Genomic DNA, 26,114 nt, shown 5'->3' with positions numbered 1-26,114 from the left:
CGCCGGTTGGGGGATAGCTCCCTTCCCGGTTGAGAGAAGTATGAATCGCTTGGCAATGGCTCGCGCGGGCCGTTCATGTTTCGTTGACAGGTTGCGCGATGTGGTGCTGTGTAACGCCCGTGCAGCATCGGTATTCAGGCAAGAGCTGGCACACAGCTCAGGTACTCAGATCAGATCGTCAGGTCAAAGACTCAGGTGAGTGGAGCCGTGATCAGCAGGGCTTGGTGGCGGGCCCGGGTCAAGGCGGTGTAAAGCAGGCGAGGGTCGTCGCGCTCTGGATCCGGCAGCAGCACGATCACCGTGTCGGCTTCGCTGCCCTGGGCCTTGTGCACGGTGAGGGCGAGGGCCGGTTCCACCGCCCCTGCCATCTGGGCCGGATGCAGCCAGCGCAGATGGTCTTGGTTGGATGCTGCGGCGCGGTCTGGGCCGCCTGATGCGGCAGCGAACAGCAGGCGCCGCGCGCCGCCGCGTCTGTGCACCACCACGCCCAGATCGCCATTGGCCAGGCCCAGATCGGGCAAATTGCGGCAGCACAGCACCGGAGTTCCCGGCGGCCAGGCGCCAGGACCGGCCGTGGCGGCGTCGCCGAGCAGGGCCTGATGGATCGCTTCCACTCCCCAACGCCCCCTGCGCACAGGCGTCAGGATCAGCATCTCCCCCAGCGCCTCCAGCAGAGCACTGGCCCCATCGGTTGGCTGGCTGGAGCTGGCCATGGCGGCGGCCAGGCTGGCCAGCTGCAGCTGCCTGCGGCGCAGGGGTTCCAGCAGCGCCGCAGGCAGGCCCCGGACTGGATTGGCTTGTTGCCACGCCAGATTGCCGCTGGAGCGACACGCCTCAAGCTGGCTGGCCAGGCCGTGCAGATTGCTGCCCTGCGGGTCATGGCCTTCCCGGCCGCGCAGCCAGTTGGCCAGCTCGGCGATGGCGCCGTGGTTGCGGTAGGTGGTGGTGAGCTGCACAGCGGCCTCCCCCAGCGCCTTCAGCCGTGCCGGTCGCTGCAGTTCCAGCAGTACCGGTCCGGGACCCACCGGCGGCAGCTGGGCAGGATCTCCCACCAGCACCAGCCGACAGGTGGCCGGCAAGGCGTCCAGCAGCGCCTCCATCAGGGGAAGATCCACCATCGACACCTCATCCACCACCAGCAGATCCAGCTGCAGGGGCCGGTGGCGGTGTCGTCCGAATCGCTCCCCGTTGCTCTCCAGCAGCCGATGCAGGGTGCCGCAGGGGGTGCGGCGCAGCTTGCCGGCCACAGCGGGGGCGAGGCAGCCGGCACCATCCTCGATCGCCTGCAGCAACCGGGCCGCGGCCTTGCCGGTGGGGGCCGCCAGCTGGATCCGCAGGGCGGGCTGCAGGCTCAGCTGGGCCGCCAGGATCTGAACCACGGTGCTGGTCTTGCCGGTGCCGGGGCCGCCGCCCAGCAGCACCAGGCCGTGGTGCAGAGCGGCGGCCACCGCCCTCTGCTGCGTCCGATCCAGGCCTGCAGCGGCGGCACGGTCGAGGGCCAGACGCTGCGGGCTGGAATCGGCGATCGCCGGCAGTGGGGATCGGGCGCGTTGGATCAGGCTCTCCATCACCCCCTCCAGCTGCTGGTGCCAGCGGCGCCAGCGCACCAGCCGGCCATCCACCAGCACCAGCGGTGCTTCCGGAGCCTCGTTCAGCTGGATGGCCTCGGTGCTCAGGGGCGAGTGGGCGAGGGCCTGCCGGTGCCGCTGCGGCCAGTGGCTGGCTTCCACCTCCGCCGGTGCCGGTCCCTCCAGGTCCAGGTCCAGTTCGCCCCGCTCCAGCGCGCTGCCAAGGGCGGCCATCACCTCCAGCAGGGCCGGATCCAGCGGCGTTGCGGTGCACTTGCCTGCGTTGATCTGGGTGGCGTAGAGGCGTGGCAGGGCCTCCAGCAGCAGCTCGGCCAGGCCCAGTCCAGCGGCGGCGGAGGTCATGCGGTGGTATTCCGAACATCGCTCTCGCGAACACCAGTCTCCCGATCACCGCGCTGCAGCAGCGCATCCAGGGCCAGCAGGCGCTGCAGCGGTGGTCGTTCCACCACCATGCCGGGCACCTGCTCGGCCTGGCAGGGACCCGGGGCACCGCGCAGGAAGGCGTACACCCAGCCGCCCAGGTGCCGCTGCGGCCGGTATCCCGGCAGTCGCCAGCGCAGGTAGCGATGCAAGGCCACCAGGTAGAGATGCGCCTGCAGCAGATAGTGGCGCTCCACCATCTGGGCCGCCATGGCCTGGCGGTCGTAGTGGGCGGGTCCGCAGGCCAGCGGCCGTCCTTCCGCGTCCCGTTCCCCGATCCAGTTGCTTTTCCAGTCGAGCACCCACCAGCGCTCCCCCTGGCAAAACACCAGATCGATCGAGCCGGTGAGGAAGCCGCGGCTGGCCACCTCCAGCCCGCCAAGGGACCTGGCATAGCCGGCATCGACCAGGCCGCCCGGATGGGCGGCGAACACCTCGGCCAGGCCGGCGGCCGTGACCTGCGGAGGGCGCCGGTAAGGCTTCTCAAAGCCATCACGGGGCAGCTCCAATCCGTCGGGAGGCTCGATGGCAAGGGGCAGATCGAAGCTCATCTCGTTCAGCCGTTCCGCCAGGGGCAGATCCGCCAGCCCGAACGATCCCAGCTCCCCGCCCAGGGGGGTCTGGCGCAATTGCTCAAGGCCGGCCAGCAGGTTGGGTTGCAGCTCCGGCGCCAGGCCAGCACGCTCCAGTTCCTGCTGCACCACCGCCACGCTGGCTGGTGTGTCCGTGGGCTGGCGGTAATCCAGCCGCTCCAGGATGCGGTGCAGGGTGTCTCCAGGACCGGCGCCGCGGGGGAACTCCGCCAGTGGTCCGTGGCGGGACCAGGGCTGCCCGACGACCGTGGCGTTCGGCAGACTGCGTTCTGAAGCCGTTAAGGGCTTGCTGTCCTGATCCTTGGTCCTGGCGCTTTGGGCTGGGGTTTGGCCGCTGACGCCCTCAGCGCTGCCCAGAACCTCGGTTTCGCCCACCAGGCCATCGGTGTCGCGCCCCTGCTCGCGGGCCTCCGGCGCCAGGGAGGCGGCCCCGTGGGTCCAGCTGGAGTAGCTGCTGCGGCCCCAGCTGGTGTCGATGCGGTGGCGGGGCAGGGGGCCGCCCTCCAACGCTCCCTCGGGCGCCGGTCGCTGCCAGCGGCGGCCAGGCGGCGGCAACTGGGCCGGATCGAGGCGCTGCAGGGGCAGGTCATCCTCGTTGCGCGGCTGGCCGGAGGCGTCCTGGAGCCAGGGCGTCAGGGGGTTGTCGGTGTGCTTGGCGGGCAGGGGATCGAGCCAGCCGAGCACCAGCAGGTGCTGGGCCCGGGTCAGGGCCACGTAGGCCAGCCGTTCCCGTTCCTGCACCTGGGCCTGCCGGTCGGCGAGGGCGGCCTGGCGGCCTGGGCCCCAGTAGGGCGAGAGATGCAGGTCGAGGCGCGGCGCGGCGCTGCCCGGTGGCCGCCAGCGACGGCCCAGCTCCCGTGGGCTGCTGGTGGGGGCCGGTGGGGCGTGCCAGAGGTAGGGACACAGCACCACCGGATACTCCAGGCCCTTGCTGCGGTGCACCGTGACCACCGCCACGGCGGAATCGGCCGCATCGCTGTGGAGCTGATGGGCCTCCGGAACCTCGCGATCGGGATCGAGCCGCAGCCGCCGCAGCCAGTCCGCCGCGGCCGCGGCCGGCAGGGCCTGCTGATGCATGCGTTCCTGCACCAGTTCGGCGGCCTGCTGCAGATCGGCCAGCAGCCGTCCCCCCAGTGACAACCGGGCCAAGCCGGTGGTGCTCAACAGCTGGGAAAGCACCCCCATCAGACCCTGACGGGGCAGCAGCTGAGCGAGCCGGCCGAGGCGCTCGGCCAGTTCGGCCCAGGCCTCCGGCGTCGCCGTTGCCAGCTCCGTGGCACTCCAGCCCAGCAGCGGCGACGCGGCCAGCAGGCGGCGGCGGCCGTCGCTGGCCGGGTCGGCCAGGGCATCGAGCAGGCGTTGCAGGGTGGTGGCACCCTCGCTGGCGAACACATCGCCGCGGCTCACCAGGCGGCTGGGCAGTCCACGCTCGTCCAGGGCCCGGCGCAGGGTTTCGGCCTGGCTATGGGTGCGCACCAGCAGGCAGAGGTCCTGGGGTTGCAGCGGGCGCGTTGGGGCGGGGCCCTCGTCCGCTGCGGCGGTGCGGAGGCGCAGATCCCGCTCCAGCAGCTGCAGGCAGAGGCCGGCCATGGCCTCGGGCAGCTCGGCCTCCTGGGCGCAGGCCAGCAGCTGCAGCGGTCTCTCGCCGGCGGGCAACACCAGCTCGCCCTTGGTGGCGCGCGAGAGAACCTTGGGCGCTGGCAGCTCCGACCGCTCCAGCCCGATGTGCATCAGGGCATTGAGCCCCTTCACCAGGGGCTCCGCAGAACGACGGTTCTCCCGCAGGGCATGGACCGCGTCAGCGCGGTGCCGGGCCAGGCGATAGGTGGCCAGTTCGCCGCCGCGGAAGCGGTAGATCGCCTGTTTGGGGTCCCCCACCATCACCAGCAGGTGGTGGCCCCCCGTCGTGAAGGCTGATTCGAGAATTCGCCACTGGATCGGGTCCGTGTCCTGGAATTCGTCAACCAGGGCCACCCGGTAGCGCTGACGCACGGCCGCGATCAGGGCGGCATGGCGATCCCCCTGGGGCCCGGGGTCCAGGCCCAGCAGCAGGTCGCCGAATCCCATCTGGCCGTTCTGCCGGCGCCGCCGCCGCAGCTCCAGGCGCCCCCAGTGGCCGAAATGGAGCAGGGTCAGCTCCGCCGGCCCGTCCACCAGGGCTGCGATCGCCTCCATCAGCGGCGCTTCGGGCAGGGTCTTGCCCTCCCCTTCCATCGGTGCGGTCAGCTTCACCCAGGGTGCGGGGTGGAAGTAGTCGCGCAGCAGGGCCTTGGGGCTTCTGGCGGTGGTGCCGCCCTCGCGCAGCTCCAGCACCATGGCGTAGCTGGGAGTGGTCTCCAGGGAGGCGATCCAGTGATCCACCTGGGCGGCCCGGTCTGTTTTCGGTTTGGCGGCGTAGGGCGTTGTCTTGGTCTGGATGCCGAGCGCTTTCCAGTCGGCCGGCAGGCGGCGGAAGCTCTGCTCCAGTGCGGCGCCGTGCTCCCTCCACTCCTTCACAAAGCGCTCCCACAGCTGCGGCCACAGGGCCGTGAGCTGGGGTGCCAGCGGTTGGTCGGCCGCCATCGCCGCCGGCAGGGCATCGAGCTCCAGGGCCGGGTCGCCGTCGAGCTGCCCCAGCAGCTTCTGCAGACGCTGGAGCCCCAGGCCGCGGCTCTGCAACCCCGCCAATAACTCCGGCGCCAGGCCGAGCACCTGTTGCTGCCAGTAGTCGTGGCAGACCTGGCGGCTGCGTTCGCCATCGTCGTTCTCCAGCTCCACCGCCGGACCCAAGCCGGCCTCCAGGGCACGGCGTTGCAGGGTGCGGCGGCAGAAGCCGTGGATGGTGGTGATGTCGGCCCGATCGAGCTCCTCAAGGGCAAGCAGCAGCCGGCCCCGCAGCCGGTCGCGCACCTCCGGGTCTGGGGGTTGCAGGGCCAGCCAGTCGGCCAGCACCTGGTCGGGGGGCTGGGTGGTCGCGGCGGCGGGGGTCTCCAGCAGCGTCAGGGCCTCCTGCAGCCGGCGGGCGATCCGGTCGCGCAGTTCGGCGGCGGCGGCTTCGGTGAAGGTCACCACCAGCAACTGCTCGAGGCTGAGGGGCTCCTCCTCTCGGGTCACCAGCCGCAGCACCAGATGGGCCAGGGCAAAGGTCTTGCCGGTACCGGCGCTGGCTTCAAGCAGCTGCACTCCCGGGGTGAGCGGCACCGTGTTGGCATCGAAATCGAGAGCGGCACCCTCGAGATCGACGCCCTCGATTGCGGTGGCTTTGCTCATGGCCTGAGCTCCTCCCAGACCTGCAGCAGTGGTTGATGCAGGGCCAGGGCGTGGGCGGTGCAGGGCCCCTGCAGCAGGGCACGGCCGCTGAGGCTGCGGCCGAAACAGAGGGCCATCACCTCCTCATCCCGTTCCGCCTGCTGCTCAGGGCCGCCTTCCCATCGTTTGCAGGCCGCGGCGGCCCCGGAGCCGGCCTTCTTCGCTTCGGCGGCGGCGTAGGCCCAGCCCGTTTCCGGCGGCACCGGCCAGCAGATCCGCTGGAAGGCCTGGCGCCACTGGCGCAGGTTGTCCAGGGCGGCGGCGGCCTCCGCTGGGCTGGGGGGGCTCAGGCGCTCGCGGGCCCGGAAGCAGGCACCGTCGCGGCCGATCAGCAGGGCCTGGCGCGGGCCGGCGCCGGCGGCGCAGGCCAGCAGCAGCTCCAGCCAAAGCTGCAGCCGCTGGCGGCAGCGGGGGGTGGCGGTGTGGACCAGCACCAGCTGGTCGCCGCGCCAGCTCAGATCGCCGCAGAGATCCTGATGGCGCAGCGTCTCCTGACGCGGCTCCCCCAGCCCGGCCAGGCAGGTGTGCAGCGAGGTCCAGCGCTGATCGAGTCCACTGCTCTCCAGCAGGCCGGCGGCACCGGGCGGCAGCACCCCCTGGCCCCGCTGTCGCCGCGGCCAGTCGGGAGGCGGTGGAGGTTCCGGTGCTGGGTGTTCCGTGCCAGCCAAGGTGTCGACTGCCAACCGGTCCAGTTCCTGGCGCAGCAGTCGGGCCCGCTGGAATTCGTCGAGACTGAGATCTTCAAGATCATCGACCCGGCGGGCCCATTCGCGCGGCCGCAGCCCCAGGCTCTCGAGCCAGCAGTCCTGCGGGGCCTGCAGCCAGGCGAGCAGGTCAGCAAAGGCTTCGCCGGCGGCAGAAGGCTTGGTCTTGTCGGTGGCGCTGACGGTCAGCTGGTCGCGGCCGGGGGCGGCCAGGGCCGCGGGCGGTTCACTGCGCTGCTCCTCCAGCAGCCGGCGCGCCTGCAGCAACCGGCGGTCGCTGCAGGGGGCGGGACGATCGCCTTGAGGCAGAAAGTTGCGCCGCTCCAGGGGATTGGCGCAGTGGTTCCAGCGCAGCCGGTCCACGGCCTCCTCTCCCAGCTCCTGCTCCAGCAAGGCCAACCACTGACGCACCGGCGTCGAGGGGCTGAGGGCTTCGCCGCTGCGTTGATCGCGGCTGCTCCAGGTGATCAGCAGGTGCTGGCGGGCCGAGAGCAGGCTTTCGAGCAGCACGTAGCGATCCTGATCGGCGGGGCTGGGATCACCCAGCTGCCGTTGGCGCTCCATCAGGTGAAAGCCGGGCCGCTCGACCTGGCGCGGGAACTGACCGGTATCCAGCCCCATCAGCACAATCACCCGATGGGGAATCGCCCGCATCGGCTCCAGGGCGCTGATCGTCAGCGCCCCACTGCGGTGGCCGAAGCGGCCGCTGTCGGCACTGAGCTGCTCGCCCAGCACCTCCGCCACCACGGTGGCATCGAGGATCAGCGCACTGGAGCCGGCCACACGCAGCCAGTCGGCGATCGCCCCCTGAATCAGCGGCAGCTCCCAGGCCCGTTCGCCACCGGCTCCGAACAGCTCCTCCAGCAGCTGGCGCAGCACGGGTGCCCAGGCCGCCGGGGTGCGGCCCTGGCCCAGCAGCCCCAGCCAGCGGCGCAGGTCCTGGAGGAACAGCAGCCAGCGAGTCTGCTGTTCCAGGCTCCCAGCCAGCGGCAGGGGGGAGCACTCCGCCGGAGCCAGCCCCGGCTCCGCTGGCAGCACCAACCCCAGCAGCAGCCGGTCGATCGCCCAGCCGAGGCTGTGGGTGGGGTCGCCAGCACGGCTGTCGCCGTCGAGGCCCCAGCGGAAGCCGGCCCGTTGCAACAGCGTCGTGATGGCGCCCGCCTCGCTGGCGGGGATGCGCCGGTTCTCCAGCAGTGGCGAGCAGCCCAGCAGACCCTCGAACCCTGAGGCGGTGAGCCGTTCTCCGCCGAGCGCCAGAAGGCCCAGCAGCCCCTGGGCGATGCCGGCCTCGCTCTGCTGGCTGCGGTCGGTGAGGCGCCATGGCAGCGCCACGCCGGTGGCGTCGGTGTCACCGAACACCGCGGCCACCAATGGCGCGAAGGCCTCCACCTGGGGAGTCATCACCAGGATGTCGCGCGGGGCGAGACCGGGATCGGCCGCCATCAGTTGCAGCAGCCGATCCCGCACGATCTGCACCTGCCGCAACGGCCCCGGACAGGCGTGGAACTCCAGGGAGCGATCGCCCGGCGGAAGGCAGAGTGGTTCGGCGGCCTCCGGCTCCACCAGCTGCTGCTGCCATTGCTCCAGCAGCGTGGCGGCGCGTGGCGCCTGGACAGCAGAGCCGTGGCGGGCCATGGTTGCAGCGCCCAGGAACAGATCCTGTTCCTCCCAGGCACCCAGCTGGGTCTCCCCTGATCCCTCCAGCAGCTGCTGAAATTCGGCGCCCAGCCGCCCGAAGCGGGCTTCCAGGCGCGGCGCCTCCAGCAGCCAGTCTTCCCCAAGGGGGAGCTGGGCCAGGCCCCCATCACCCCGCCGTTTCCAGAGCTCACGGCAGGGGGTGAGCAGGTAGATCTCCACATCCAGAACCCCCGAGAGGGCCTGCAGCAGCTCCACCTGAACGGGCGCCATGCTGCTCAGCCCGAACAGCCGCAGGGGCCTGTCGGGTCTCAGGGTCGTTGGCAGAGCTCCATCGGGCCACGGCTCGCCAGGCAACCGGTCGGCAGACCACTCCCGTAACCGTTCGATCGCCTGGCCCACCCGCAGACCGAACGGCGGCACCGACAGATGCTCGGCCAGCTCCGCCAGCAAGAGGGGCTGCCACCGCTGTGCCGCACTCAGTTCCCGGCCGCGGCCGTCCACCGCCCGGCCCTCGATCCAGGCCCCCACCATCGCCGGCCGGTAGAGGGTGTAGTCGTCGAAGGCGTCGGCGATGCTGCGGCCCAGCTGCCAGAGCGACCGGTCGAGGGTCTCTGGCCGGCCGCTGCCATGACCTCGTTCGTCCAGCCAGCGGCGCAGGGGCAGGGCCTCCGGCCGCTCGATCAGGGCCGGAAGCCGCTCCAGCAGCGGCCAGACCAGCTGGCTGGCACGCCAGGGATCGGCTGCGACCGGCGCTGGGGCGGCCTGGTCAGAAGGGGTGTAGACGCTGGTGTGGTCATCGGCGTTCAACAGGCTCTCCACCAGCTGGCGCAGATGGCTGCCGGGAAAGGGAAAGCGCAGGTTGGCGGCGATGCCCCCCAGCCCAATCGCGAGCTGTTCCCCCAGCCAGCGGCTGGTGGGCCAGGTGTTCACCAGGATCTCGACACGCTCGAACGGTCCGGGCGGATGCGCCAGCAGCTGGGCGGCCAGCAGCTGGGCCAGTACCTCGGCCCGGTTGCTGCGATAGAGCGTCAGCACGGTGGTCTGCCCTTAGAAGCGGCCGCCCGCCAGTGCTTCCGGGTAGGGCATGCCGGGCGGCAGTGGGCAGAGATCCAGACCGCTTCTGAGACCCGGCACCGCCCTGTGGCGACCGGTTTCGGGGCAGTAGGCGGTGAGTTCGCCGCCGTAGCAGGCGGCCGTGTCGATCATCACGATGCCGTTGAGGCGCCGCAGCTCTGGCCCTGGGGTGTGGCCCACCACCACCTCGCCGAAGCGGCCGTCGTAGGCCTGCCAGAAGGGCAGGCGGATGCGCAGGTCGGGCGTCCAGTCCACCGGATCGAAGCCGGCGTGGGTGGCGGCCCAGCCCTGCCCCCAATACACCAGCGGCAGGCTGGCCAGGCGATCACGCCAGATGCGGCAGAGGCCATCGCCCAGCTGGCGGTAGGTGTCGCAACCGGCCAGGGCCTGCTGGCCGAACCAGTGGCCCTGGTCGAGGGCCTCGAGCAGCGCCTGCTCGTGGTTGCCACGCAGCCAGACGGCCCGGCCGCTCAGCACCAGCTGCCACACCATCCGCATGGTGCGCTCGATCTGGGGGCCGCGGTTGATCACGTCGCCACAGAACACCAGCCGATCGTCAGGCGGCAGCGCTCCGATCAGCCTCTGCAGGGCATCAGCACAGCCATGGACGTCCCCGATGACCCAATGGCGTGGGGGACGTGAAAAGGGCGTCATCAATCGGATGCGTTAGTCAGAGTCTTGCCCCGGGCCGGTCGGATTGTCATCTTTTCTCTCCTGGCCATGCAGCGCAGAGGGCGCCATCGTTCGCTGAGATCGCTGATACGGTGCGGCCTGGAGCTGCGATGGGATGGATCCAAAAACTCTGCCACCGAGTCAGCGGGTGAAGCTTCTCGTCTCGGCCCTGAATGGTGCCAAGCGCACCAACGAGGCCCTGGCCCGCTGCAGCGATGGCGAGGCCATGCTCGATGTGCTGCTGGATGCCTCCGCGAAGCTCGGCCTTGGCCTCAGCCGCGACGACCTGATGAACACCCCGCCGATCCGCGACTGGATCTGGTGGAAGAACAAGGAAGCGCCGCTCACGATCGGCGACAGCAAGCCCCGCTACCAGCAGGATGGTGGCCAGGGGCGACTCGCCTCCGGATCGGAGGGGGAACCGGAACGCAAGCGCTTCCTGGGGTTGTTCTGAAGCCCCTCAGGCCAGGCTGGCCAGGGCATCGGGGATGGACGCGCTCGGGGCCTCGAACGATCCCTGGGCGACGAATTCCAGGCGCAGTTTCATGAAGGTGATGAACTTCTCATCGGTGGAGACCACCGCCGCGGCCGGGCGAGGCACGGTGGCGGCGATGGCCGCCAGTTCGGGCGCCTCGAGGAAGGCCGGCCGCTTCACCAGCCAGAAATCGATGGCGCGTCCCTTCTCGCCGTAGTTGCTCACCCGCTCGCGCAGCACTTCCTCAAGCGGCTCCTCGACGGTGAGGAAGGCTTCACTGGCGGCGACGAAGTGGTACGTGCTCATGGGTGGTGGCTGCCGAACAGGGGGTCGCGGCGGGGATTCTGAATCAGCGCCTTCATCTGCCGCACCGCCGTCTCCAGGCCCACCGCCAGGGCGCGGGCCACGATCGTGTGGCCGATGTTGAGTTCCTCCATGCCCTCGATCGCTGCCACCGGTTCGACGTTGCGGTAAGTGAGGCCGTGGCCGGCATTGACCCGCAGCCCCAGCTGGCGGGCGTGGGTGGTGGCCTCGATCAGGCGGGCCAGCTCCAGCGGTTGCTGCTCCCAGGGGGCTTCGGCGTAGGCGCCGGTGTGGAGCTCCACCCAGCGGGCGCCGCTGGCGACGCAGGCCTGCAGCTGGGCCCCGTCCGGATCAACGAACAGGCTCACGCCGATGCCGTTGTCCTGCAGATGGCCCACCAGGGCGCGCAGCGGATCGATCTGGCCGGCCACGTCCAGCCCCCCTTCGGTGGTCACCTCCTGGCGCCGTTCCGGCACAAGGGTGACCATGTCCGGCCGCAGGCGCAGGGCGATCGCCTCCATCTCGGCGGTGGCCGCCATCTCCAGGTTGAGGCGGCTGCGCACGGTGGCGCGCAGCAGTTCCACGTCCCGGTCCTGGATGTGGCGCCGGTCTTCCCTCAGGTGCACGGTGATGCCATCGGCCCCGCCCAGCTCCGCCAGCAGGGCGTGGGTGACCGGATCGGGCTCGACCGTGCGACGGGCCTGGCGCACCTGGGCGATGTGATCGATGTTGACGCCGAGGCTGGCCATGAACAGGGAATGGGGGCGGGGGGCCGAGTTTATGAAGGGCCGCAGGCGTAACTGCCCGTGGCGCTGCCCGTGGCCGCGGCGGGCTTCTTAAGTTGAGTGCAGGCGACGTTTCGCGGTGATCGGCGGTTCGGTGTTGGCGCAGACCGAGAAGCCGTGCAGCGGCCATCCCTTCCATGCAGTGGAGTCCCACGGCTCGGACTGTTCATCAGAGCCGGCACCCTCTTCAAGCCTGGCTCTGCGCGGCGAGGGTGGCTCCCTGCGCGAGCGCGGCCTCTGCAACGGCATCAATCCCTGGCTGGCCCCGCTGGCCATGGTTCTTACCCAGGACGTGGCCCTGAAGGGTTTCTTCTCCCGACTGATCGTGCAGGGGGCCGAGCATTTGCCCCATCTGGGGCCGGTTTTGCTGGCTCCCACCCACCGGGCCCGCTGGGATGCGCTGATGCTGCCCTTTGCCGCCGGTCGACGCGTCACAGGCCGCGATTGCCGCTTCATGGTGACCATCGATGAAATGCGCGGGCTGCAGGGCTGGTTTCTGCACAGGCTCGGCTGCTTCCCGGTGAACCAGAGCCACCCCACCCTGGCCAGCTTGCGCTACCCCCTCGATCTGCTGGCCAACGGGGAGCAGCTGGTGGTGTTCCCCGAGGGGCGGATCCGTCGGGAGGACGGCCCGATCCGCCTGCACCAGGGGCTGGCCCGCCTGGCGCTGATGGCTGCCGGTCAGGGAGTGGATCCGGCGGTGGTACCGGTGGGCATCGCCTATGGGCACGCCGCGCCGCAACTCGGCGATCCGGCTGCCCTCCAGTTCGGCGAGCCGCTTCGGGTGGAGGGGCAGGGCCGCGCCGCTGCCCTCTCGCTCACCCACCGCCTGGCCGACGCGATGCAAACAGCTGAGGAAGCGGCTCGTGCAGCGGTGGGGCGACCACTGCGGGTCTCATAAAGTCCCACCCAGTCATTGGCCGTCCCGTGCGCAGGCTCTTCGCTGCCCAACGCCTCATCCGAGCTGGGCGCCATGCCGGTGCTCTGGCCGGTTCCGTTGCCCTGGCCGCTGTGCTCGGTGCCCCTGTGCTGGTGGCTCCGGCCCAGGCCCAGCAGGAGGAGCCCCAGAAGGCCCTCGAAGCCTCCGGCAGCGCCTTCAATCTCGAGTCGGTGCGGGCGGTGATCGCCCGCGGTGATGCGGCCGCCGCTGCCGGCAACCTCACCCAGGCCCGCAAGGATTACGACCAGGCCCGGGATGCCACCCGCCGCCTGCTTGGTTTCTACCGCGATCTGAGCGGTTCCTTCCGCGGCCTCGATGCCCGGATCCCGCGCGAGATGGATCGGAAGGGCCGCGAAGCCCTCGAAACCCTCGCCCAGGTGAACCTGCGCCTGGCGGCCCTGTTCCGGCGCCAGAACCAGCCCGAGGTGGCCGTGCCCCTGCTGGTTGAAGTGGTGAAGGTGATGACCCCTACCAACGAGGAGGGCCGCAAGGCCTATCAGAGCCTGGTGGAACTGGGCTTCGTGACCACCCCCTACGGGGCTCCCTCCACCCCGGCCCCCTGAGGCCCGCCTCGCCTGATCCAACCCGGAGGGGGGACTTTCTCGTCGGCTGAGAGAGCGAGTCCCTAGATTCCGCTCCGCACAGTGCTCGTTCACCGCCCCCATGGTTCATCCGGATCAGGTCAAGGAGGCGATCAGCCGGGTTCTGCCCGATGCCAGCGTGTCGGTGGAGGATCTGACCGGCGGTGGTGATCATCTGCAGGTGTCGGTGGTCTCGGCTGCCTTCGCCGGACTGCCGCGGGTGCGCCAGCACCAACTCGTCTACGGAGCCCTCAAGCAGGAACTGGCCAGCGAGGCCATCCACGCCTTGGCCCTGCAGACCTCGGTTCCCGCCTGAGATCGGATTTTCCGCTCTTTGTGAGCATGCCTGTGTCTGACCGGCTGTCTGGTCAGGTCGGGCCTTTGATTCCGGCGACCCGTTTCGCCATGTCCTTCACCGTTCCCCCCTCACCCCATGGACGCCAGTCTTCAGCAGCGCATCGAGACCCTGGTCGGCAGCAGCCCGGTCTTCGTGTTCATGAAGGGCAGCAAGCTGATGCCCCAGTGCGGCTTCTCCAACAATGTGGTGCAGATCCTCAACGCAATGGCGGTGCCGTTCGAAACCTTTGATGTCCTCTCGGACATGGAGATCCGCCAGGGCATCAAGGAATTCTCCGACTGGCCCACGATCCCGCAGATCTATGTGAACGGAACCTTTCTGGGGGGTTCCGACATCCTGATCGAGATGTACAACTCCGGCGAGTTGCGCGAAACCCTGGCGGTGGCCCTGGCCTCCTGAAGGCCTCGAATCCCGGCGCGACGATCCCGAAGCCCAGAAGCGATGACCCCGAATTGACTCAGTGCCGCTCCATCTCGTAGAGGGAGCGGGGGTCACCATCGGGGCCGATGAAGCTGGAGGGATCAAGGATCCAGCGATCGATCAGTTCCTCGAGGCGCCGCTGGGCCAGGGGGTCGAGCACGGCCGTGCGCCGCAGGGCGTGCAGGTAGCCATCGGCATACAGACGCAGCTCCGCCGGCCCGTGGTAACGGCTGGCCAGCTCCTGGCAGGCATCGCAGAGCGACTGGAAATGGCGGATGGCGTCGGGGTGCTGGAGGGCGGTCATGGGGGGCAAGAAACCCGGGGCCGGGACACCGGCGCACAGACGGGCTGAGGCGTTCGCTGCGGAGGGAGAGGCAGGGGACAGAACGAAAGGCATCAGGCGATACCCGTTTTCCCCTTACCCTGCCAGTAGCGTATCGGCAACAGGGGGCCAGGGGTGGACCTGAAGACCCAACAGAATCAGGCTCCAGCCATCAGCCAACCGAAACGGGTCTTGGTGGTGGACCCCCATGCCACCTTGCGCACGGTTCTGGCCCAGCGGCTCCGGCAGGATGGTCATCTGGCTGCCGCCGTGTCCACGGCGCGCGAGGCTCTGGATGTCTGTCAGGAGCAGGCTCCTGACCTACTGGTGAGTGCGGAGCTGCTGGAGGAAAGTTCAGCTCTGCGATTGGGGGCCATGCTGCGTTGCCCAGTGATGGTGCTCACCGCCCGTTCGGGCTCTGAGCCAGTGGTGGCCCTGCTCGATGGTGGCGCCGACGACGTGTTGCGTAAACCGTTCGGTCTGGAGGAACTGGCGGCCCGCTGCCGCACCCTGCTGCGCCGCAGTGGCAGTGGCCTGCAGGAGCGGGTCTGTGTGGGGCCTCTGGAAGTGCATCTGCTGCTGCGGCAGGTGACCCTGCGGGATCAGCCCGTGGAACTCAGTCCTCGGGAATTTGCCCTGCTCTGTGCCCTGTTGATGCCCCCCGGGGTGGTGCGCAGCCGCCAGGAACTGCTTCGCATGGCCTGGCCGCCGTTCAGTGGCGGTCCCCGCTCGGTGGATACCCAGGTGCTCACCCTGCGCCGCAAGCTCGAGCAGGCCGGTCTTGGCGAGGGCGGCGGCATCGAAACGATGCGGCAGCAGGGCTATCGCTTCAGCCTCGACACCCTTCCCGATCCTGTACCGGACGCTGCATCCGACCAGCTTCAGCTTCACCAGCCCCACCAGCTCGGTCGGCTGAACTGACCCTCAGGATGGAATGCTCAGGCAATCGGCCTGACAGCCAAGGCCATGATTTCGCCGATCAACAGTGCAACGACCAGCGCCGCCAGGAGCTGGTAGGTCCAGGGTGGGCTGATCCGGCCGATGGAGCTGGTGTCGAGCCCTGTTTGTTGGCTGAAGCGGCCCAGAAAGTCTTCGAAGGCGGCAACCCGCTGTGGCAGCAGGGTGGCCGCTCCTTTCGTATTTCGCACGTAGTAGACGCGCCCCCCCTGGCTGGTGGCCACGGGCGTGAGGCCGCGCACCTGGCTCCACTGCAAACTCCAGCCGCGGCGCAGCAACCAGCGGCACCAGGCGGGATGGCCCACCCGCAGCCCCTGCGCGTCCAGCTCGACCCGCTCGCTGGTGACCGCCAGCACCAGCAGCAGACCCAGCGCCACGAGCACGGCCATGGCCAGACGCAGCCCCTCAGGGGCGAGGGGCGGCAGGGGCAGCACCAGAGCCAGGTAAAGCCCCAGCAGGGTCAGCCGGATCAGCGGCGCCATCGGATGGATGGCCGGATCCTGGGCCTGCTCCGGGGTCATCGGTCGTCGGCGGAGCCGGGCAGCGGTTCGATCACGGCGCTCGGTTGGTAGCGGCCGCCGAACACCTCCGCTTCACGGCCCTTCCAGAAGGCACCCAGGCGCATCAGGTCGGCATGGGCGTCCTGGAGGCTGGTCAGGTAGGCCTCCGGCTCCATCTCGTCCTTGGCCTCCTTGAGCTTGGTGAGGCGCAGCAGGTGCCACATCCAGGGTTTGCCCATCTCGCCGCGGGCTTCGAGGTAGCGGGCCAGGTCTTCGGAGCTGGGGGTGGGGACGGAACTCATCGGCTGGAAGCCGTCGCCCGAGGGCGCGCGACGGCAGGAACGATGGTCACGCTATGGAGACATCCCCGCAGCTGCGAGAGCAGCACGGGCGGTTTTCCGCTGGTTCTGAGCTGACCAGTTCTGTGCGGATCAGCTGGACAGCCAGCTCCCTTCAGGCGGGCAGCGCCCAGGGGTTGAGGCCCAGATCGGCGCCGATGCGGTGGGCACAGGCGAAGCCGCTGAAAGCCACGGCATTCAGCCCCTGGCCGGGGAAGCAGGAATCCCCCACGCAGTAGAGGCCGCCGATGCCGGTGCGGTTGAAGGGCATCGGCAGGAGGCCCGGCAGGGGCAGGGCTGGAATCGGCCCGTAGCTGCCGCCCATGCGCCCGAGAAAACGGCGGTGGGTGCGGGGCGTGCCGATCTCCTGCAGGCGGATGGCTCCGGCCAGGCCGGGCAGGATCGCCTCCAGGCGCTGCACCAGCCGCGCCGCGTCCGCCTCCTTCTTGGCGCGATAGGCGGCGGGGCTGAGCTGGCGCCAGTGCTCGATGGCGCTGGGGGTGAAGGTGTGCACGATGTGGCGGCCCTCCGGCGCCAGGGAGGGATCCAGCAGGGTGGGGATCGACACGAAGATCACCCCCTGTTCCTCCTCCATCTGCGACCAGTCTTCGAGCAGCAGGTGGTGGCAGTGCAGGCCCGCGGGGATCAGCGAGGCCTCCACGCCCAGGTGCAGCGACAGGAAGGAGGCGGAGGGTCTGTAGCGGCGACGCCAGGTGGCTTCGGCCCTGGGGGTATGGGCGGCATCCACCAGCGGCTGGTTGACGGATCCTTCAGCGTCGGGCGCGCCGGCGAAGGTGTCCCAGCGGGTGGCATTGCTCACCACCCGCCGCGCCTGGATCGTTTCGCCGCTGGCCAGCTTCACGCCCACCGCCCGGGCGTTGGGCCGATCGCCTTCGAGCAGCACCTCGGTGACGCGGGCCTTGTAGCGGATCGCGCCGCCGTGCCGCTCCAGCCCAGCCACCAGCTTCTCGGCGATCATCCCCACGCCGCCCCTGGGGTAGTTGATGCCGCCGGCGTGGCGGTCGGAGAACACCATGCCGGCGTTGATCATTGGCGTGCGATCCGCCGGCATCACGCTCCAGCAGAAGCACTCCATGTCGATGAACTTCAGCAGGGCCGGATCCTGGATGTGCCGGCGGGCCACGTCGCCCACGTTCACCGGCAGCCAGCGGGCCAGGCCGAGGCAGGCCAGCGGTGCACGGAAGAACACCTTGGCCAGGTAGGCCGGATCCTCGAGCGAGAGCAGCGGCATCGCATCGAGGCAGCGGAACACCTGCCAGCAGGTGTCGTAGAAGGCGCGGATGCCGCGGGCTTCGTGGGGGAAGAGGGCGGTGAGATCGGCGAGGAAGGTATCGTAGTTGCGGTCGACCGCCACCTCCAGGCCGTCGGGCAGGTGGTAAGCGAGCTGGGCTGGATCCGGCACCGTGGCGCAGCGTTCGCCCACATCCGCCAGGGCGCGGGTGAGCAGGTTGGTGTGGCCCTTCTCGCCGAAGCCGAAGATCATTGAGGCGCCCACGTCGAAGGTGAAGCCCTGCCGCCGGAAACTGCCCCCCGAGCCTCCCGGGATCAGGTAGCGCTCCAGCACCAGCACCCGGGCGCCCTTGGCGGCCAGCTGGGAGGCGGTGACCAGCCCGCCGATGCCCGAGCCGATCACGATCACGTCCCAGTCAGGCCTGTCCACCGGTGCTGCGAGGGAATCGCTCACGTCTTGCCAGCATCGCCGCCGCAGACCCTAGGTGCCGGCCTGGCTAGAACCGGGCGGTAGCCGCAGCCCCCCTCGATGCAGATCACCGTGTGGCAGGCCGACAGCGTCGGGGCTGCGCTGCAGCGCAGCTCGGCGCAGCTGCTGGAGCCAGGCCCCGATGAAGCGCTGCTGGAGGTGCTGCACGGCGGCCTCTGCCACAGCGATCTGTCGATGATCGACAACAGCTGGGGCATCAGTTCCTATCCCCTGGTGCCTGGCCACGAGGTGGTGGGCCGGGTGGTGCAGGTGGGCGAGGGGGTGGATCCCTCCCTGGTGGGCCAGCTGCGGGGTCTGGGCTGGATCGCCGGCTCCTGCCGCCATTGCAGCTGGTGCCTGGGGGGCGAGGCGAACCTCTGCGCCGATCTTGAGGCCACCGTGGTGGGCCGCAGCGGTGGCTTCGCCAGCCATGTGAAGGGCCATCAGGACTGGCTGATTCCGATTCCTGAGGGGCTCTCGCCGGCCGATGCCGGTCCACTGTTCTGCGGTGGCATCACCGTGTTCGCCCCCCTGCTTGATGAGGCCGTGTCGCCCACGGCCCGCGTGGCCGTGATCGGCATCGGTGGGTTGGGCCACATGGCCCTGCAGTTCGCCAAGGCCTGGGGTTGTGAGGTCACCGCCATCACCACCCATCCGCAGGGCAAGGCCGCTGAGGCCGCGGCTTTCGGAGCCCATGGTGTGCTGGCGCTCTCGGCCCTGACAGACCATCGCGGCCGCTTCGATCTGATCGTCAACACCAGCAATCACAGCCTCGACTGGGATGCCGTGGTGGGGGCCCTGGCACCGCGGGGGCGGCTGCATCAGCTCGGGGTGGTGACCGAGCCGATCCCCCTGCAGGCGTTTCCCTTCATCGCCGGCCGCCTCCAGTTCACCGGCAGTCCCACCTCCTCCCCCGCCAGCCTGCGGCGGATGGTCGACTTCTGCGCCCGCCATGGCATCAAGCCCCAGGTGGAGCACCTGCCGATGGCCTAGTATGCCGTCCCGGAAATAACAGCTAGAATCGAGAGTGTCACCCGAGGTGCCTTGTGGCGCTTGGTCGTCCGATGCCTCCGCTGGTCCTCAGCGAGGACGAGGTTCAGCAGTTGCGGGCCCTTGCAAATTCCCGGTCGTTGCCGCATTCGATCGTGCAGCGCGCTCAGATCGTGCTGGCCTGCGGTGCCGGCGAGACCAACACCGCCATCGCCAAACGGATGGGGCTGACGGGGATGACCGTTGGCAAGTGGCGCAAGCGGTACCGGGAGCTGGGCCTGGAGGGCCTGCATGACGAGCTGCGGCCGGGTAGGCCTCGCACCTACGAGGACGACACGGTGGCGGAGGTGATCAACCGGGCACTGCAGACCAAGCCCACCGATGGCAGCACCCAGTGGTCTGCGCGCTCCCTCGCGGCTGCCACCGGCATCTCCAAAACCACCGTTCACCGCTGGCTGCAGACTTTCTCGGTCCAGCCCCACCGGCAGAAGTCGTTCAAGCTCTCCACCGACCCGTTCTTTGTGGAGAAGGTCCGCGACATCGTCGGCCTGTACCTGAACCCTCCGGATAAGGCGATGGTGCTCTGCGTCGACGAGAAGACGCAGATCCAGGCACTGGACCGCACCCAGCCGCTGTTGCCCATGGGCCTGGGTTACGTGGAGGGCGTCACCCACGACTACATCCGCCACGGCACCACCACGCTGTTCGCTGCTCTGGATGTGGCAACAGGCGAGGTGATCACCCAATGCAAGCCCCGCCATAGGCATCAGGAGTTCCTGGGGTTCCTGCGCCAGATCGAGAAGTCGGTCCCCGAGGAGCTTGATGTCCACTTGATCGTCGACAACTACTGCACCCACAAGCACGCCAAGGTGAGGGCCTGGCTGGCGCAGCGGCCCCGCTTCCACGTGCACTACACACCGACCTACGCCTCCTGGATCAACCAGGTGGAGCGTTGGTTTGGGATCATCACCCAGCGGGCGATCCGACGCGGCAGCTTCTCCAGCGTCAAGGAGTTGATCTCCAAGATCGAGCAATTCGTGGCGGCCTACAACAAGACCAAGGCGCCGTTCAACTGGACGGCCACAGCGGATTCAATCCTGGAGAAGCTCCAGCGACTTTGCTCGCAGATCTCCGGGACGGCACACTAGATCAACACCGCGATCGAGCGGCTGCGCCAAGGGGATGTGCGCTACCGCTTTGTTTTGGACGGTCCCATTTAAGCGGTGGTTGCCTGAAGGGCAGTGGCCTGAAGACCGGCTGCCTCAAGGCTGGCTGGCTGGAGACCGGCCATCTGAAGACTGGCCGCCTGAAAGGGCTCCAGATCAGACAGGGCCCGGTCGCGGTAGGCGCCGTAGCGGCGGCGCTTGTCGCGGATGCGTTCGGCCAGCTCGGGCAGCAGGCCGAAGGTTGGCGGCATCGGCTGGAAGCCGCCGCGCTTGCCTGAGCCGCCGCAGGGGGCCTCGGCGATGAAGTGGGTGAGGGCGCCGATCATGGTGGTGGCGGGCAGCTGGATCGGCTGCTCACCCCGGGCCAGCCGGGCGGCGTTGGTGCCGGCCAGCCAGCCGCCGGCCACGGCCGCCGCATAGCCCTCGGTGCCGGTGATCTGGCCGGCGGCCAGCAGGGTGGACCGGCTGCGGAACTGCAGGGTGGGATCGAGCAGCTGGGGCGACTCCAGGAAGGTGTTGCGATGCATCACGCCGAAGCGCACGAATTCAGCGTTCTCCAGCCCCGGGATCAGGCGCAGCACCCGCTTCTGCTCGCCCCATTTGAGGTTGGTCTGGAAGCCCACCAGATTCCAGAGGCGGCCGTCCTTGTCTTCCTGGCGGAGCTGCACCACGGCATAGGCACGGTTGGCGCGGCGCACGTCGCGGTCGTTGACATCTCCCCAGCGGGGATCCCAGAGACCGATCGGCTTGAGCGGCCCATAGCGCATGGTGTCTTCACCGCGGCGGGCCAGCTCCTCGATCGGCAGGCAGCCCTCGAAGAAGCTGGCGCTCTCCTGCTCGAAATCCTTGAGCTCGACCTGCTCAGCGGCCAGCAGCGCCTCTCGGAAAGCGAGGAACTGCTCCTTGTTCATCGGGCAATTGATGTAGTCGGCATCGCCCTTGTCGTAGCGGGAGGCGCGGAAGGCGCGGCCCAGATCGATGCTCTCGCCCTCCACGATCGGACTGGCGGCATCGAAGAAGTGGCAATCGGCCCGGCCGGTGAAGGCGCGCAACTGCTCCGCAAGCGGTTCGCTGGTGAGCGGTCCGGTGGCCAGCACGGTGATCTGATCGGCCGGCGGCAGGTCCACCTGCTCGCGCCGCTCGATCGTGACCAACGGATGGGCTTCCAGGGCGGCGGTGAGGGCAGCGCTGTAGCGGCCGCGATCCACAGCCAGGGCACCTCCGGCGGGCACCGCGTGGGCATCGGCGGTGCGGATCACCAGGGAACCCAGCCGACGCAATTCCTCCTGAAGCAGGCCAGCAGCCCGATCACTGGAGAGCGCACCAAAGCTGTTGCTGCACACCAGCTCAGCGAAGTCAGCGCTGTGGTGAGCCGGGGAGCGCCGCAGCGGCCGCATTTCCACCAGTACAACAGGAAGTCCGGCCTGGGCGATCTGCCAGGCCGCTTCAGTGCCGGCGAGTCCGGCACCGATCACCAGAACCATGAAGGGATCAGGCGCGGGCGCGCTTGATCATCAGCTGCAGCTGACCCACGGCGGCGCGGCCGATATGGAACACGGCCCAGGCCGCAGCCAGAACGATCGGAGTGGCAACCAGCAGCAGCCGCAGATCCATGGCTTGAAAAGGGGAATTTGGAGGGATCTTAAGGCCAGGCTGGCATTCAGAAGCCCCGCTCGCTGCTGCGGCCGGCATGGGCCTGCGCCAGCTGGCGATAGCGGTGGGCATGCTCTCTCTGCTCAGCGATCGCCTCCGGGCTGAGCTGGTGTTTCACCTGGGCCGGTGCCCCCATCACCAGGGCGCCGGCCGGCACGTCGCGCGTCACCACCGAGCCGGCCGCCACCAGGGCGCCAGCCCCCACGGTGACGCCATTGAGCACGATGGCGCCGATGCCGATCAGGCAGCCGTCTTCGAGGGTGGCGCCATGCACCACGGCCCGGTGGCCGATGGTCACGTCGGCGCCGATGGTCACGGGCTGGCCGGGATCGCCATGCAGCACGGCGCCATCCTGCACGTTGCTGTTGGCGCCGATCACGATCGGGCAGACATCACCGCGGGCCACCGCCGTGGGCCAGAGGCTCGCCCCGGTGGCGAGATCCACCTCACCGATCACCACCGCCGAATCGGCCACCCAGGCCTCCGGGTGGATCCGCGGCTCGGGCCAGGGGAAGGGGGCCATGGGGCGCGGCTGGCAAGGAAGTTCCATTCTCGGTCGGCTCGCGATCGGCCTGCGATCGGCTGACGATTCTCCGCCCGCTTGGACGGGACCCCCGCCGGGTGATACGTTCGCTTGGAGCCCGAAAGGGCTGCCATGGGTTTCGCCCACTGGCGGGTCGCTAGCTCAGCGGTAGAGCACTCGGCTTTTAACCGATTGGTCCTGAGTTCGAATCTCAGGCGACCCATGATTCATGTCCCGCCATACTGTTGGATTGCAGTGCAGTTGATCTTCACCAAGTTCACGGCTTGCGCTCGTCTCGTCTGAAGGCCATAAAAGATTGCCGGCCGCAATGAAGCGCATTCACAACCCGGGCTTTGACACTGTCCCACTTTGGGTGCTGACCCAACCATGAACGTCGTGTCGTACCAGTGCACGCCCGGCCTTGCCAATCACCCCAGACCTACAGTCATGCCGATCTGAATACCTTGGTGCTAGTCCATCAGATCAGCCTGCCGGTGGTGAGGGAGGACCCCCTTACTACGGATGTTTGTTGCCGAACCCTGCACCGCGATGCCCGTGTCGATCCGCTCGATGGGTGGGGTACTGGTCTGTACTGCTAAAGGCTGAGTACAGACCTGTACCCCTGCGAACGCGGCTTGGTGGCGGCGGTGGAATCGACCACGGCGCTCCCGATCAGCTGAAGCAGTTCGAATAGATCATCCAGGCCGACAATCTGGACTTTCCCTATCCTGTCCAAGCTCTGAATGGCGCGACCGACGCCGATACCGCCGCCGGCATCGGACACAACCCAACCCCAGAGCGCCAAGGCTCGGATCGGCGGTGAAGTTCAGCGTTGAAGTTCAGCGGTGAAATCTGACTGTGTTCAGCACCCGCCCTGCGAATCGAGGCACTGGGAAAAGAGGATGTGCGTCTTGCAGAGGTGCAGACGGCTTCATCTCTGGGCATCGGATCGACGGGCGGTGGCCGACCCGTCCTTCAAAGGAGCTTCAGCGATGTTCTGCAGGGCATTCGTGCTCGAGAATCGCGCCGGCCTGAATGGATTCCTGCACGGGCGTGCTCAAGGGAATGAAGCAGGGCCTCCTGAGAAAGGAAGAACCAGCCCCAGGTCAGCAAGGTGGGGAGGCCCTGCTTTCAGCGTCTGATCTTGGCCTCTGGCCCCTGGGCCAGTTCGGGTCGGTTGCCGAAGTCAACGCTGCCATCGCCCCACAGCCCGTGAAGCTCGAGCCCTCGCGCTGCTGGGAGGTGTGGTGTCTCCCTTCGATGACGTGGTGAACGACGCCAACGGCGCTTCCATTGTCATCGAGTTTCACAGGGGCAAGTTGTCGCTCTACGACAATCCAGTGATGGTGATGACCAATGCACCACGGTTTGATTGGCATTTAACCAATCTCGATAACTCTACGGTCCTGAGCAAGATCGATTGACCGACAGTTCACTTCGGCGACTCCATGGCGGTTCAACCGGATTCCGGAGTTGCGACCACGGGCCTGCCTGCATCCAACACCTCGGTGGGGCACTTCGTACGCGGGGCGTTCTACGCCCAGTACACGGAGAAAGCCAGCACGCCGGACAGGGCTATGACGACGCTGGCCCATGGAATGAACAATGTCGATCGGCCATGCGGAGGCACAATCGATCGTCCTGAGAGATTGCCATGATTTGGATCATACTAGGTTTGAACTTTCAGCCCTTGCCGGTGCAAGCAGTCCGCTGATCGTGCCCTTGCAGCAGACTGGCAGCAAGGCGGTAGATGGCACAGCGGCTCTGATGACGGCTTGAACGCCATGACAGCCGGCCTCATGGGCTCGGGACACGGAGCCAGCACTGTTGGAGCCACCAGTGGGCGGAAGGATCGCAGTCGAGACGAGGCAGCCCCATGCGGGCCTGCCTGGGGCTCTGAGACAGCGGTGGCACTCATTCGGTGCAGCCGCTCGCTTCCCTTGGCCACCCGCGCCGTTTATACCTTCGCCCGCTTCCCGGATGCTCCAGTGCGCCATCTCACCCTTCATCACGACGGCTATCCCACCGGCGCCGCCTGGAGGTTTGCCGCGGCCCTGCGCCAGGGCGGCAACGCCTCGACGTTCCTCGCCGCTTTCGTGAGCTCCCAGCCAGGGGCGGCCCCTCTGGCTGGAGCCGACCAGGCCGCCGATGCCGACTACCGCTATCTGTTGACGCTGGTGGGCCGCCACGTTCCCCGTCTGCAGGTGGAATGCTGGCGCCGGCTGCCGGGGGCGACCAGCTGGCAGCGCCGCTGCGGCCCGATGCTCCTGGCCACCTTCATCCAGCGCTTCCTGCCCGGTGATCCGCTCCCCATGGGCAGTCAGCCCTTGCCGGCAGCGTGCATAATGCGTACAGAGACATAACCCTTCTGCCGTGGGTGTTGCCGGGTCCATGCCCAGTCCTCAGCTCCTTGAGGAGTACAGCCAGTTTTTCAGGCTCCTGAGCGAGCCGGCCCGGTTGCAGCTGCTCTGTCACCTGCAGAAGGGGCCGATGGACGTGGCCTCCTTGATCGAGGCCACCGGTTTCTCCCAGTCCCACATCAGCCGTCAGCTGGGCCAGCTGCAGCGTGCCGGGCTGGTGAGCTGTGAGCGCGATGGGGTGCGGATGATCTACCTCGCTGATGATCCCTTGGTGCAAGACCTCTGCACCTTGGTCCAGACCCGGCTGAAGCAGAGGCTGGAGCAGCAGCTGCAGCAACTCAGGGCTGCCTGAGCTCTCGGCTCAGCAGGTTCCGGCCTGGCCGGCTCCCGATTCGGCCTCGCTGCTGTCCGATTCGCGATAGTCCAGCCGCAACAGGTGCACCAACGGTGCGAAGGGTTTGAGGTAGCGGCTTTCGTGGGGCTTCCCGGGCAGCATTCGGTTCCAGTAGAGCCATGGCAACAGGCGGGTCTTCATCAGCCACATGCTCCAGCGCGGCTTGGTGGGGTCCACCAGGAAGGAGCTCACCGGCTTCTGGCTGTAATCGAACTCCGCCATCACCACGTTGCCGTAGCCGGTGATCAGGGGGCACACCGTGTAGCCGTCGTACTGAGCATCCAGGGGCTTGCCATCCAGGAAAGCCAGCAGATTGGCCGACACCACCGGGGCTTCTCCTCGAACGGCACCGGCTGTCTTGGAGGTGGGCAGGCCGGCCACATCGCCCAGGCAGAACACATTCGGCCAGCTGGGATGCTGCAGCGTGAACGGATCTGTCGCCGCCCAGCCGCCAGGTCCGTCGCCCGCCAGCGGACTGCCAGACACCACCTCCGGTGCTGTCATCGGCGGCACAGCGTGGAGCATCGCGAAGGACAGTTCCTCGATGCGCTTGCTGCCGCCTGGCTCCTCCACTTCAAAGACCGCCACCTGCTCCTTGGCCCGAACCTGCCTGAGATTCCAGCCGAAATGCACTTCGATGCCGCGGTTCCGTACCACCCTCTCCAAGGTGCGTGCATAGGCCGGCACGGAAAACAGAGATGTGAGGGCAGAGCAGAAGATCACCCGTGTGTTCACCCCCACGCCGCTTCTGGCCTTGAAGTGATCGTCGGCCAGATACATCACCTTCTGCGGCGCACCGCCGCATTTGATCGGTGTCTCGGGCACGGTGAAGATCGCGGTGCCGCCCTGGAACTGTTTGATCGTTTCCCAGGTGTAGGGGGCATAGCGGGGTGAGTAGTTGCTGCACACCCCATGGCTTCCCAGGGCCTCCGGAAGACCCGCGATGCGCTCCCAGCGCGACTGCAGACCCAGGGCCATCACCAGGGTGTCGTAGGTCAGGATCTCACCGCTGCTGGTGGACACGGCGTTGGCCGCAGGATCGAAGCCCGTGGCGGCAGCCTGGATCCAGGTCACCCCGGTGGGGATCAGGGAGGCCTCATCGCGGCGGGTCTGCTCGAGAGCCATGATCCCTCCCCCCACCAAGGTCCAGCCCGGTTGGTAGTCATGATCCGCCGATGGCTCAAGGATCGCGATCTCAATGCCGGGACGCTGCTGCAGCAGCAGGTTGGCCACCGTGATGCCGGCGCACCCCCCACCGACGATCACGACCTGATGATGACGGGAAGAGGCAGCCATCAGAGCTAACGCCCATCAACAGGGTCCAGGTATCAAAACTAACAAGGCATCACCA

Annotated in this window: 25 protein-coding genes, 1 tRNA gene and 1 pseudogene; 12 read left to right on the top strand and 15 right to left on the bottom strand. The window is 68.3% G+C overall.

Going from position 1 to position 26,114, the window contains the following annotated elements; genetic code table 11:
* Nucleotides 1-191 precede the first annotated feature (191 nt).
* Genes H8F24_RS11750 through H8F24_RS11735 form a run of 4 tightly spaced genes read right to left on the bottom strand, consistent with a single transcriptional unit; the run spans nt 192 to nt 9,960 of the window.
* A complete protein-coding gene (locus tag H8F24_RS11750) occupies nt 192-1,931 on the bottom strand; it encodes an ATP-dependent RecD-like DNA helicase (RefSeq protein ID WP_197154025.1) in 1,740 nt (579 codons plus the stop codon).
* Nucleotides 1,928-5,851, bottom strand: coding sequence for a UvrD-helicase domain-containing protein (locus H8F24_RS11745; RefSeq protein WP_197154024.1), 3,924 nt, complete (start codon nt 5,849-5,851; stop codon nt 1,928-1,930). The genes H8F24_RS11750 and H8F24_RS11745 overlap by 4 nt, the downstream gene beginning before the upstream one ends.
* Entirely contained in the window at nt 5,848-9,267 is a 3,420-nt protein-coding gene (locus H8F24_RS11740) for an exodeoxyribonuclease V subunit gamma (protein WP_197154023.1), read from the bottom strand. The genes H8F24_RS11745 and H8F24_RS11740 overlap by 4 nt, the downstream gene beginning before the upstream one ends.
* Before the next feature lie 12 nt (nt 9,268-9,279).
* Nucleotides 9,280-9,960 carry a metallophosphoesterase gene (locus H8F24_RS11735; protein ID WP_197154022.1) on the bottom strand — a complete coding sequence of 227 codons (681 nt, stop codon included), beginning with the start codon at nt 9,958-9,960 and terminating at the stop codon, nt 9,280-9,282.
* Nucleotides 9,961-10,093: 133 nt separating this feature from the next.
* On the opposite strand from H8F24_RS11735, the gene H8F24_RS11730 reads away from it, so the two are divergent.
* Nucleotides 10,094-10,432, top strand: coding sequence for a hypothetical protein (locus tag H8F24_RS11730; RefSeq protein WP_197154021.1), 339 nt, complete (start codon nt 10,094-10,096; stop codon nt 10,430-10,432).
* 6 nt (nt 10,433-10,438) lie between these two features.
* Here H8F24_RS11730 and H8F24_RS11725 read toward each other — a convergent pair whose 3' ends face one another.
* Both H8F24_RS11725 and H8F24_RS11720 read right to left on the bottom strand, forming a co-directional pair.
* Nucleotides 10,439-10,759, bottom strand: a complete 321-nt coding sequence (locus tag H8F24_RS11725) for an MgPME-cyclase complex family protein (protein WP_197154020.1) — start codon at nt 10,757-10,759, stop codon at nt 10,439-10,441.
* Complete coding sequence (locus tag H8F24_RS11720) at nt 10,756-11,505, bottom strand: pyridoxine 5'-phosphate synthase (protein WP_197154019.1); 750 nt, start codon at nt 11,503-11,505, stop codon at nt 10,756-10,758. The genes H8F24_RS11725 and H8F24_RS11720 overlap by 4 nt, the downstream gene beginning before the upstream one ends.
* Before the next feature lie 229 nt (nt 11,506-11,734).
* Here H8F24_RS11720 and H8F24_RS11715 point away from each other — a divergent pair, with 229 nt between their 5' ends.
* The 4 genes from H8F24_RS11715 (at nt 11,735) to grxD (ending at nt 13,819) form a co-directional block, all read left to right on the top strand.
* Nucleotides 11,735-12,442 carry a 1-acyl-sn-glycerol-3-phosphate acyltransferase gene (locus H8F24_RS11715; protein ID WP_231598282.1) on the top strand — a complete coding sequence of 236 codons (708 nt, stop codon included), beginning with the start codon at nt 11,735-11,737 and terminating at the stop codon, nt 12,440-12,442.
* A gap of 56 nt (nt 12,443-12,498) precedes the next feature.
* Complete coding sequence (locus H8F24_RS11710; protein ID WP_197159163.1) at nt 12,499-13,044, top strand: hypothetical protein; 546 nt, start codon at nt 12,499-12,501, stop codon at nt 13,042-13,044.
* Between the two features lie 100 nt (nt 13,045-13,144).
* Nucleotides 13,145-13,378, top strand: a complete 234-nt coding sequence (locus H8F24_RS11705) for a BolA family protein (protein WP_197154018.1) — start codon at nt 13,145-13,147, stop codon at nt 13,376-13,378.
* Between the two features lie 117 nt (nt 13,379-13,495).
* Nucleotides 13,496-13,819: a Grx4 family monothiol glutaredoxin gene (gene grxD / locus H8F24_RS11700; RefSeq protein ID WP_197154017.1), complete on the top strand. Its 324-nt coding sequence runs from the start codon at nt 13,496-13,498 to the stop codon at nt 13,817-13,819.
* 58 nt (nt 13,820-13,877) lie between these two features.
* Here grxD and H8F24_RS11695 read toward each other — a convergent pair whose 3' ends face one another.
* Complete coding sequence (locus tag H8F24_RS11695) at nt 13,878-14,144, bottom strand: DUF6761 family protein (protein WP_197154016.1); 267 nt, start codon at nt 14,142-14,144, stop codon at nt 13,878-13,880.
* A 159-nt stretch (nt 14,145-14,303) separates the two neighbouring features.
* Between H8F24_RS11695 and H8F24_RS11690 the strand changes: the two genes are divergently transcribed.
* On the top strand, nt 14,304-15,083 hold the full coding sequence (locus H8F24_RS11690; protein ID WP_231598280.1) for a response regulator transcription factor: 780 nt from the start codon (nt 14,304-14,306) through the stop codon (nt 15,081-15,083).
* Between the two features lie 17 nt (nt 15,084-15,100).
* On the opposite strand, the gene H8F24_RS11685 is transcribed toward H8F24_RS11690, so the two are convergent.
* The 3 genes from H8F24_RS11685 to crtH form a co-directional block, all read right to left on the bottom strand.
* On the bottom strand, nt 15,101-15,640 hold the full coding sequence (locus H8F24_RS11685) for a hypothetical protein (RefSeq protein ID WP_231597780.1): 540 nt from the start codon (nt 15,638-15,640) through the stop codon (nt 15,101-15,103).
* The gene (locus tag H8F24_RS11680) at nt 15,637-15,921 is read right to left on the bottom strand and encodes a hypothetical protein (protein WP_197154015.1); all 285 of its coding nucleotides are present in this window, start codon (nt 15,919-15,921) and stop codon (nt 15,637-15,639) included. The genes H8F24_RS11685 and H8F24_RS11680 overlap by 4 nt, the downstream gene beginning before the upstream one ends.
* A 151-nt stretch (nt 15,922-16,072) precedes the next feature.
* On the bottom strand, nt 16,073-17,638 hold the full coding sequence (gene crtH / locus H8F24_RS11675; protein ID WP_197159161.1) for a carotenoid isomerase: 1,566 nt from the start codon (nt 17,636-17,638) through the stop codon (nt 16,073-16,075).
* A gap of 99 nt (nt 17,639-17,737) precedes the next feature.
* Between crtH and H8F24_RS11670 the strand changes: the two genes are divergently transcribed.
* Nucleotides 17,738-18,670, top strand: a complete 933-nt coding sequence (locus H8F24_RS11670) for an NAD(P)-dependent alcohol dehydrogenase (protein ID WP_197169742.1) — start codon at nt 17,738-17,740, stop codon at nt 18,668-18,670.
* 53 nt (nt 18,671-18,723) lie between these two features.
* On the top strand, nt 18,724-19,815 hold the full coding sequence (locus tag H8F24_RS11665) for an IS630 family transposase (protein WP_197169690.1): 1,092 nt from the start codon (nt 18,724-18,726) through the stop codon (nt 19,813-19,815).
* Nucleotides 19,816-19,883: 68 nt separating this feature from the next.
* Here the strand turns inward: H8F24_RS11665 and trmFO are convergent, their stop codons facing one another.
* The 3 genes from trmFO to H8F24_RS11650 are packed head-to-tail and all read right to left on the bottom strand — an operon-like array spanning nt 19,884 to nt 22,009.
* Nucleotides 19,884-21,317 (bottom strand): FADH(2)-oxidizing methylenetetrahydrofolate--tRNA-(uracil(54)-C(5))-methyltransferase TrmFO, encoded by a 1,434-nt coding sequence (trmFO, locus tag H8F24_RS11660; protein WP_197169741.1) that lies wholly within the window; start codon nt 21,315-21,317, stop codon nt 19,884-19,886.
* Nucleotides 21,318-21,324: 7 nt separating this feature from the next.
* Nucleotides 21,325-21,447 (bottom strand): photosystem II protein Y, encoded by a 123-nt coding sequence (locus H8F24_RS11655; RefSeq protein WP_197154013.1) that lies wholly within the window; start codon nt 21,445-21,447, stop codon nt 21,325-21,327.
* 46 nt (nt 21,448-21,493) lie between these two features.
* Nucleotides 21,494-22,009 carry a gamma carbonic anhydrase family protein gene (locus H8F24_RS11650; protein WP_197169740.1) on the bottom strand — a complete coding sequence of 172 codons (516 nt, stop codon included), beginning with the start codon at nt 22,007-22,009 and terminating at the stop codon, nt 21,494-21,496.
* Nucleotides 22,010-22,160: 151 nt separating this feature from the next.
* On the opposite strand from H8F24_RS11650, the gene H8F24_RS11645 reads away from it, so the two are divergent.
* A tRNA-Lys gene (locus H8F24_RS11645) sits at nt 22,161-22,232 on the top strand.
* A 372-nt stretch (nt 22,233-22,604) separates the two neighbouring features.
* Here H8F24_RS11645 and H8F24_RS19480 read toward each other — a convergent pair.
* Nucleotides 22,605-22,814, bottom strand: a complete 210-nt coding sequence (locus tag H8F24_RS19480; RefSeq protein WP_231597779.1) for a hypothetical protein — start codon at nt 22,812-22,814, stop codon at nt 22,605-22,607.
* A 439-nt stretch (nt 22,815-23,253) separates the two neighbouring features.
* On the opposite strand from H8F24_RS19480, the pseudogene H8F24_RS19475 reads away from it, so the two are divergent.
* The 3 genes and pseudogenes from H8F24_RS19475 to H8F24_RS11625 all read left to right on the top strand — a co-directional run bounded on the left by H8F24_RS19475 (nt 23,254) and on the right by H8F24_RS11625 (nt 24,721).
* Nucleotides 23,254-23,667, top strand: a pseudogene (locus H8F24_RS19475) (linear amide C-N hydrolase).
* 249 nt (nt 23,668-23,916) lie between these two features.
* Nucleotides 23,917-24,372 (top strand): hypothetical protein, encoded by a 456-nt coding sequence (locus H8F24_RS11630; RefSeq protein ID WP_231597778.1) that lies wholly within the window; start codon nt 23,917-23,919, stop codon nt 24,370-24,372.
* A gap of 28 nt (nt 24,373-24,400) precedes the next feature.
* Nucleotides 24,401-24,721: a helix-turn-helix transcriptional regulator gene (locus tag H8F24_RS11625; RefSeq protein ID WP_197154009.1), complete on the top strand. Its 321-nt coding sequence runs from the start codon at nt 24,401-24,403 to the stop codon at nt 24,719-24,721.
* A gap of 9 nt (nt 24,722-24,730) precedes the next feature.
* Here H8F24_RS11625 and H8F24_RS11620 read toward each other — a convergent pair whose 3' ends face one another.
* Complete coding sequence (locus H8F24_RS11620; RefSeq protein ID WP_197169737.1) at nt 24,731-26,059, bottom strand: FAD/NAD(P)-binding oxidoreductase; 1,329 nt, start codon at nt 26,057-26,059, stop codon at nt 24,731-24,733.
* Nucleotides 26,060-26,114 lie beyond the last annotated feature (55 nt).

It is taken from the genome of Synechococcus sp. CBW1002, from assembly GCF_015840915.1.
Lineage (GTDB): Bacteria > Cyanobacteriota > Cyanobacteriia > PCC-6307 > Cyanobiaceae > CBW1002.
This window is presented reverse-complemented; position numbering and strand designations above follow the sequence as displayed.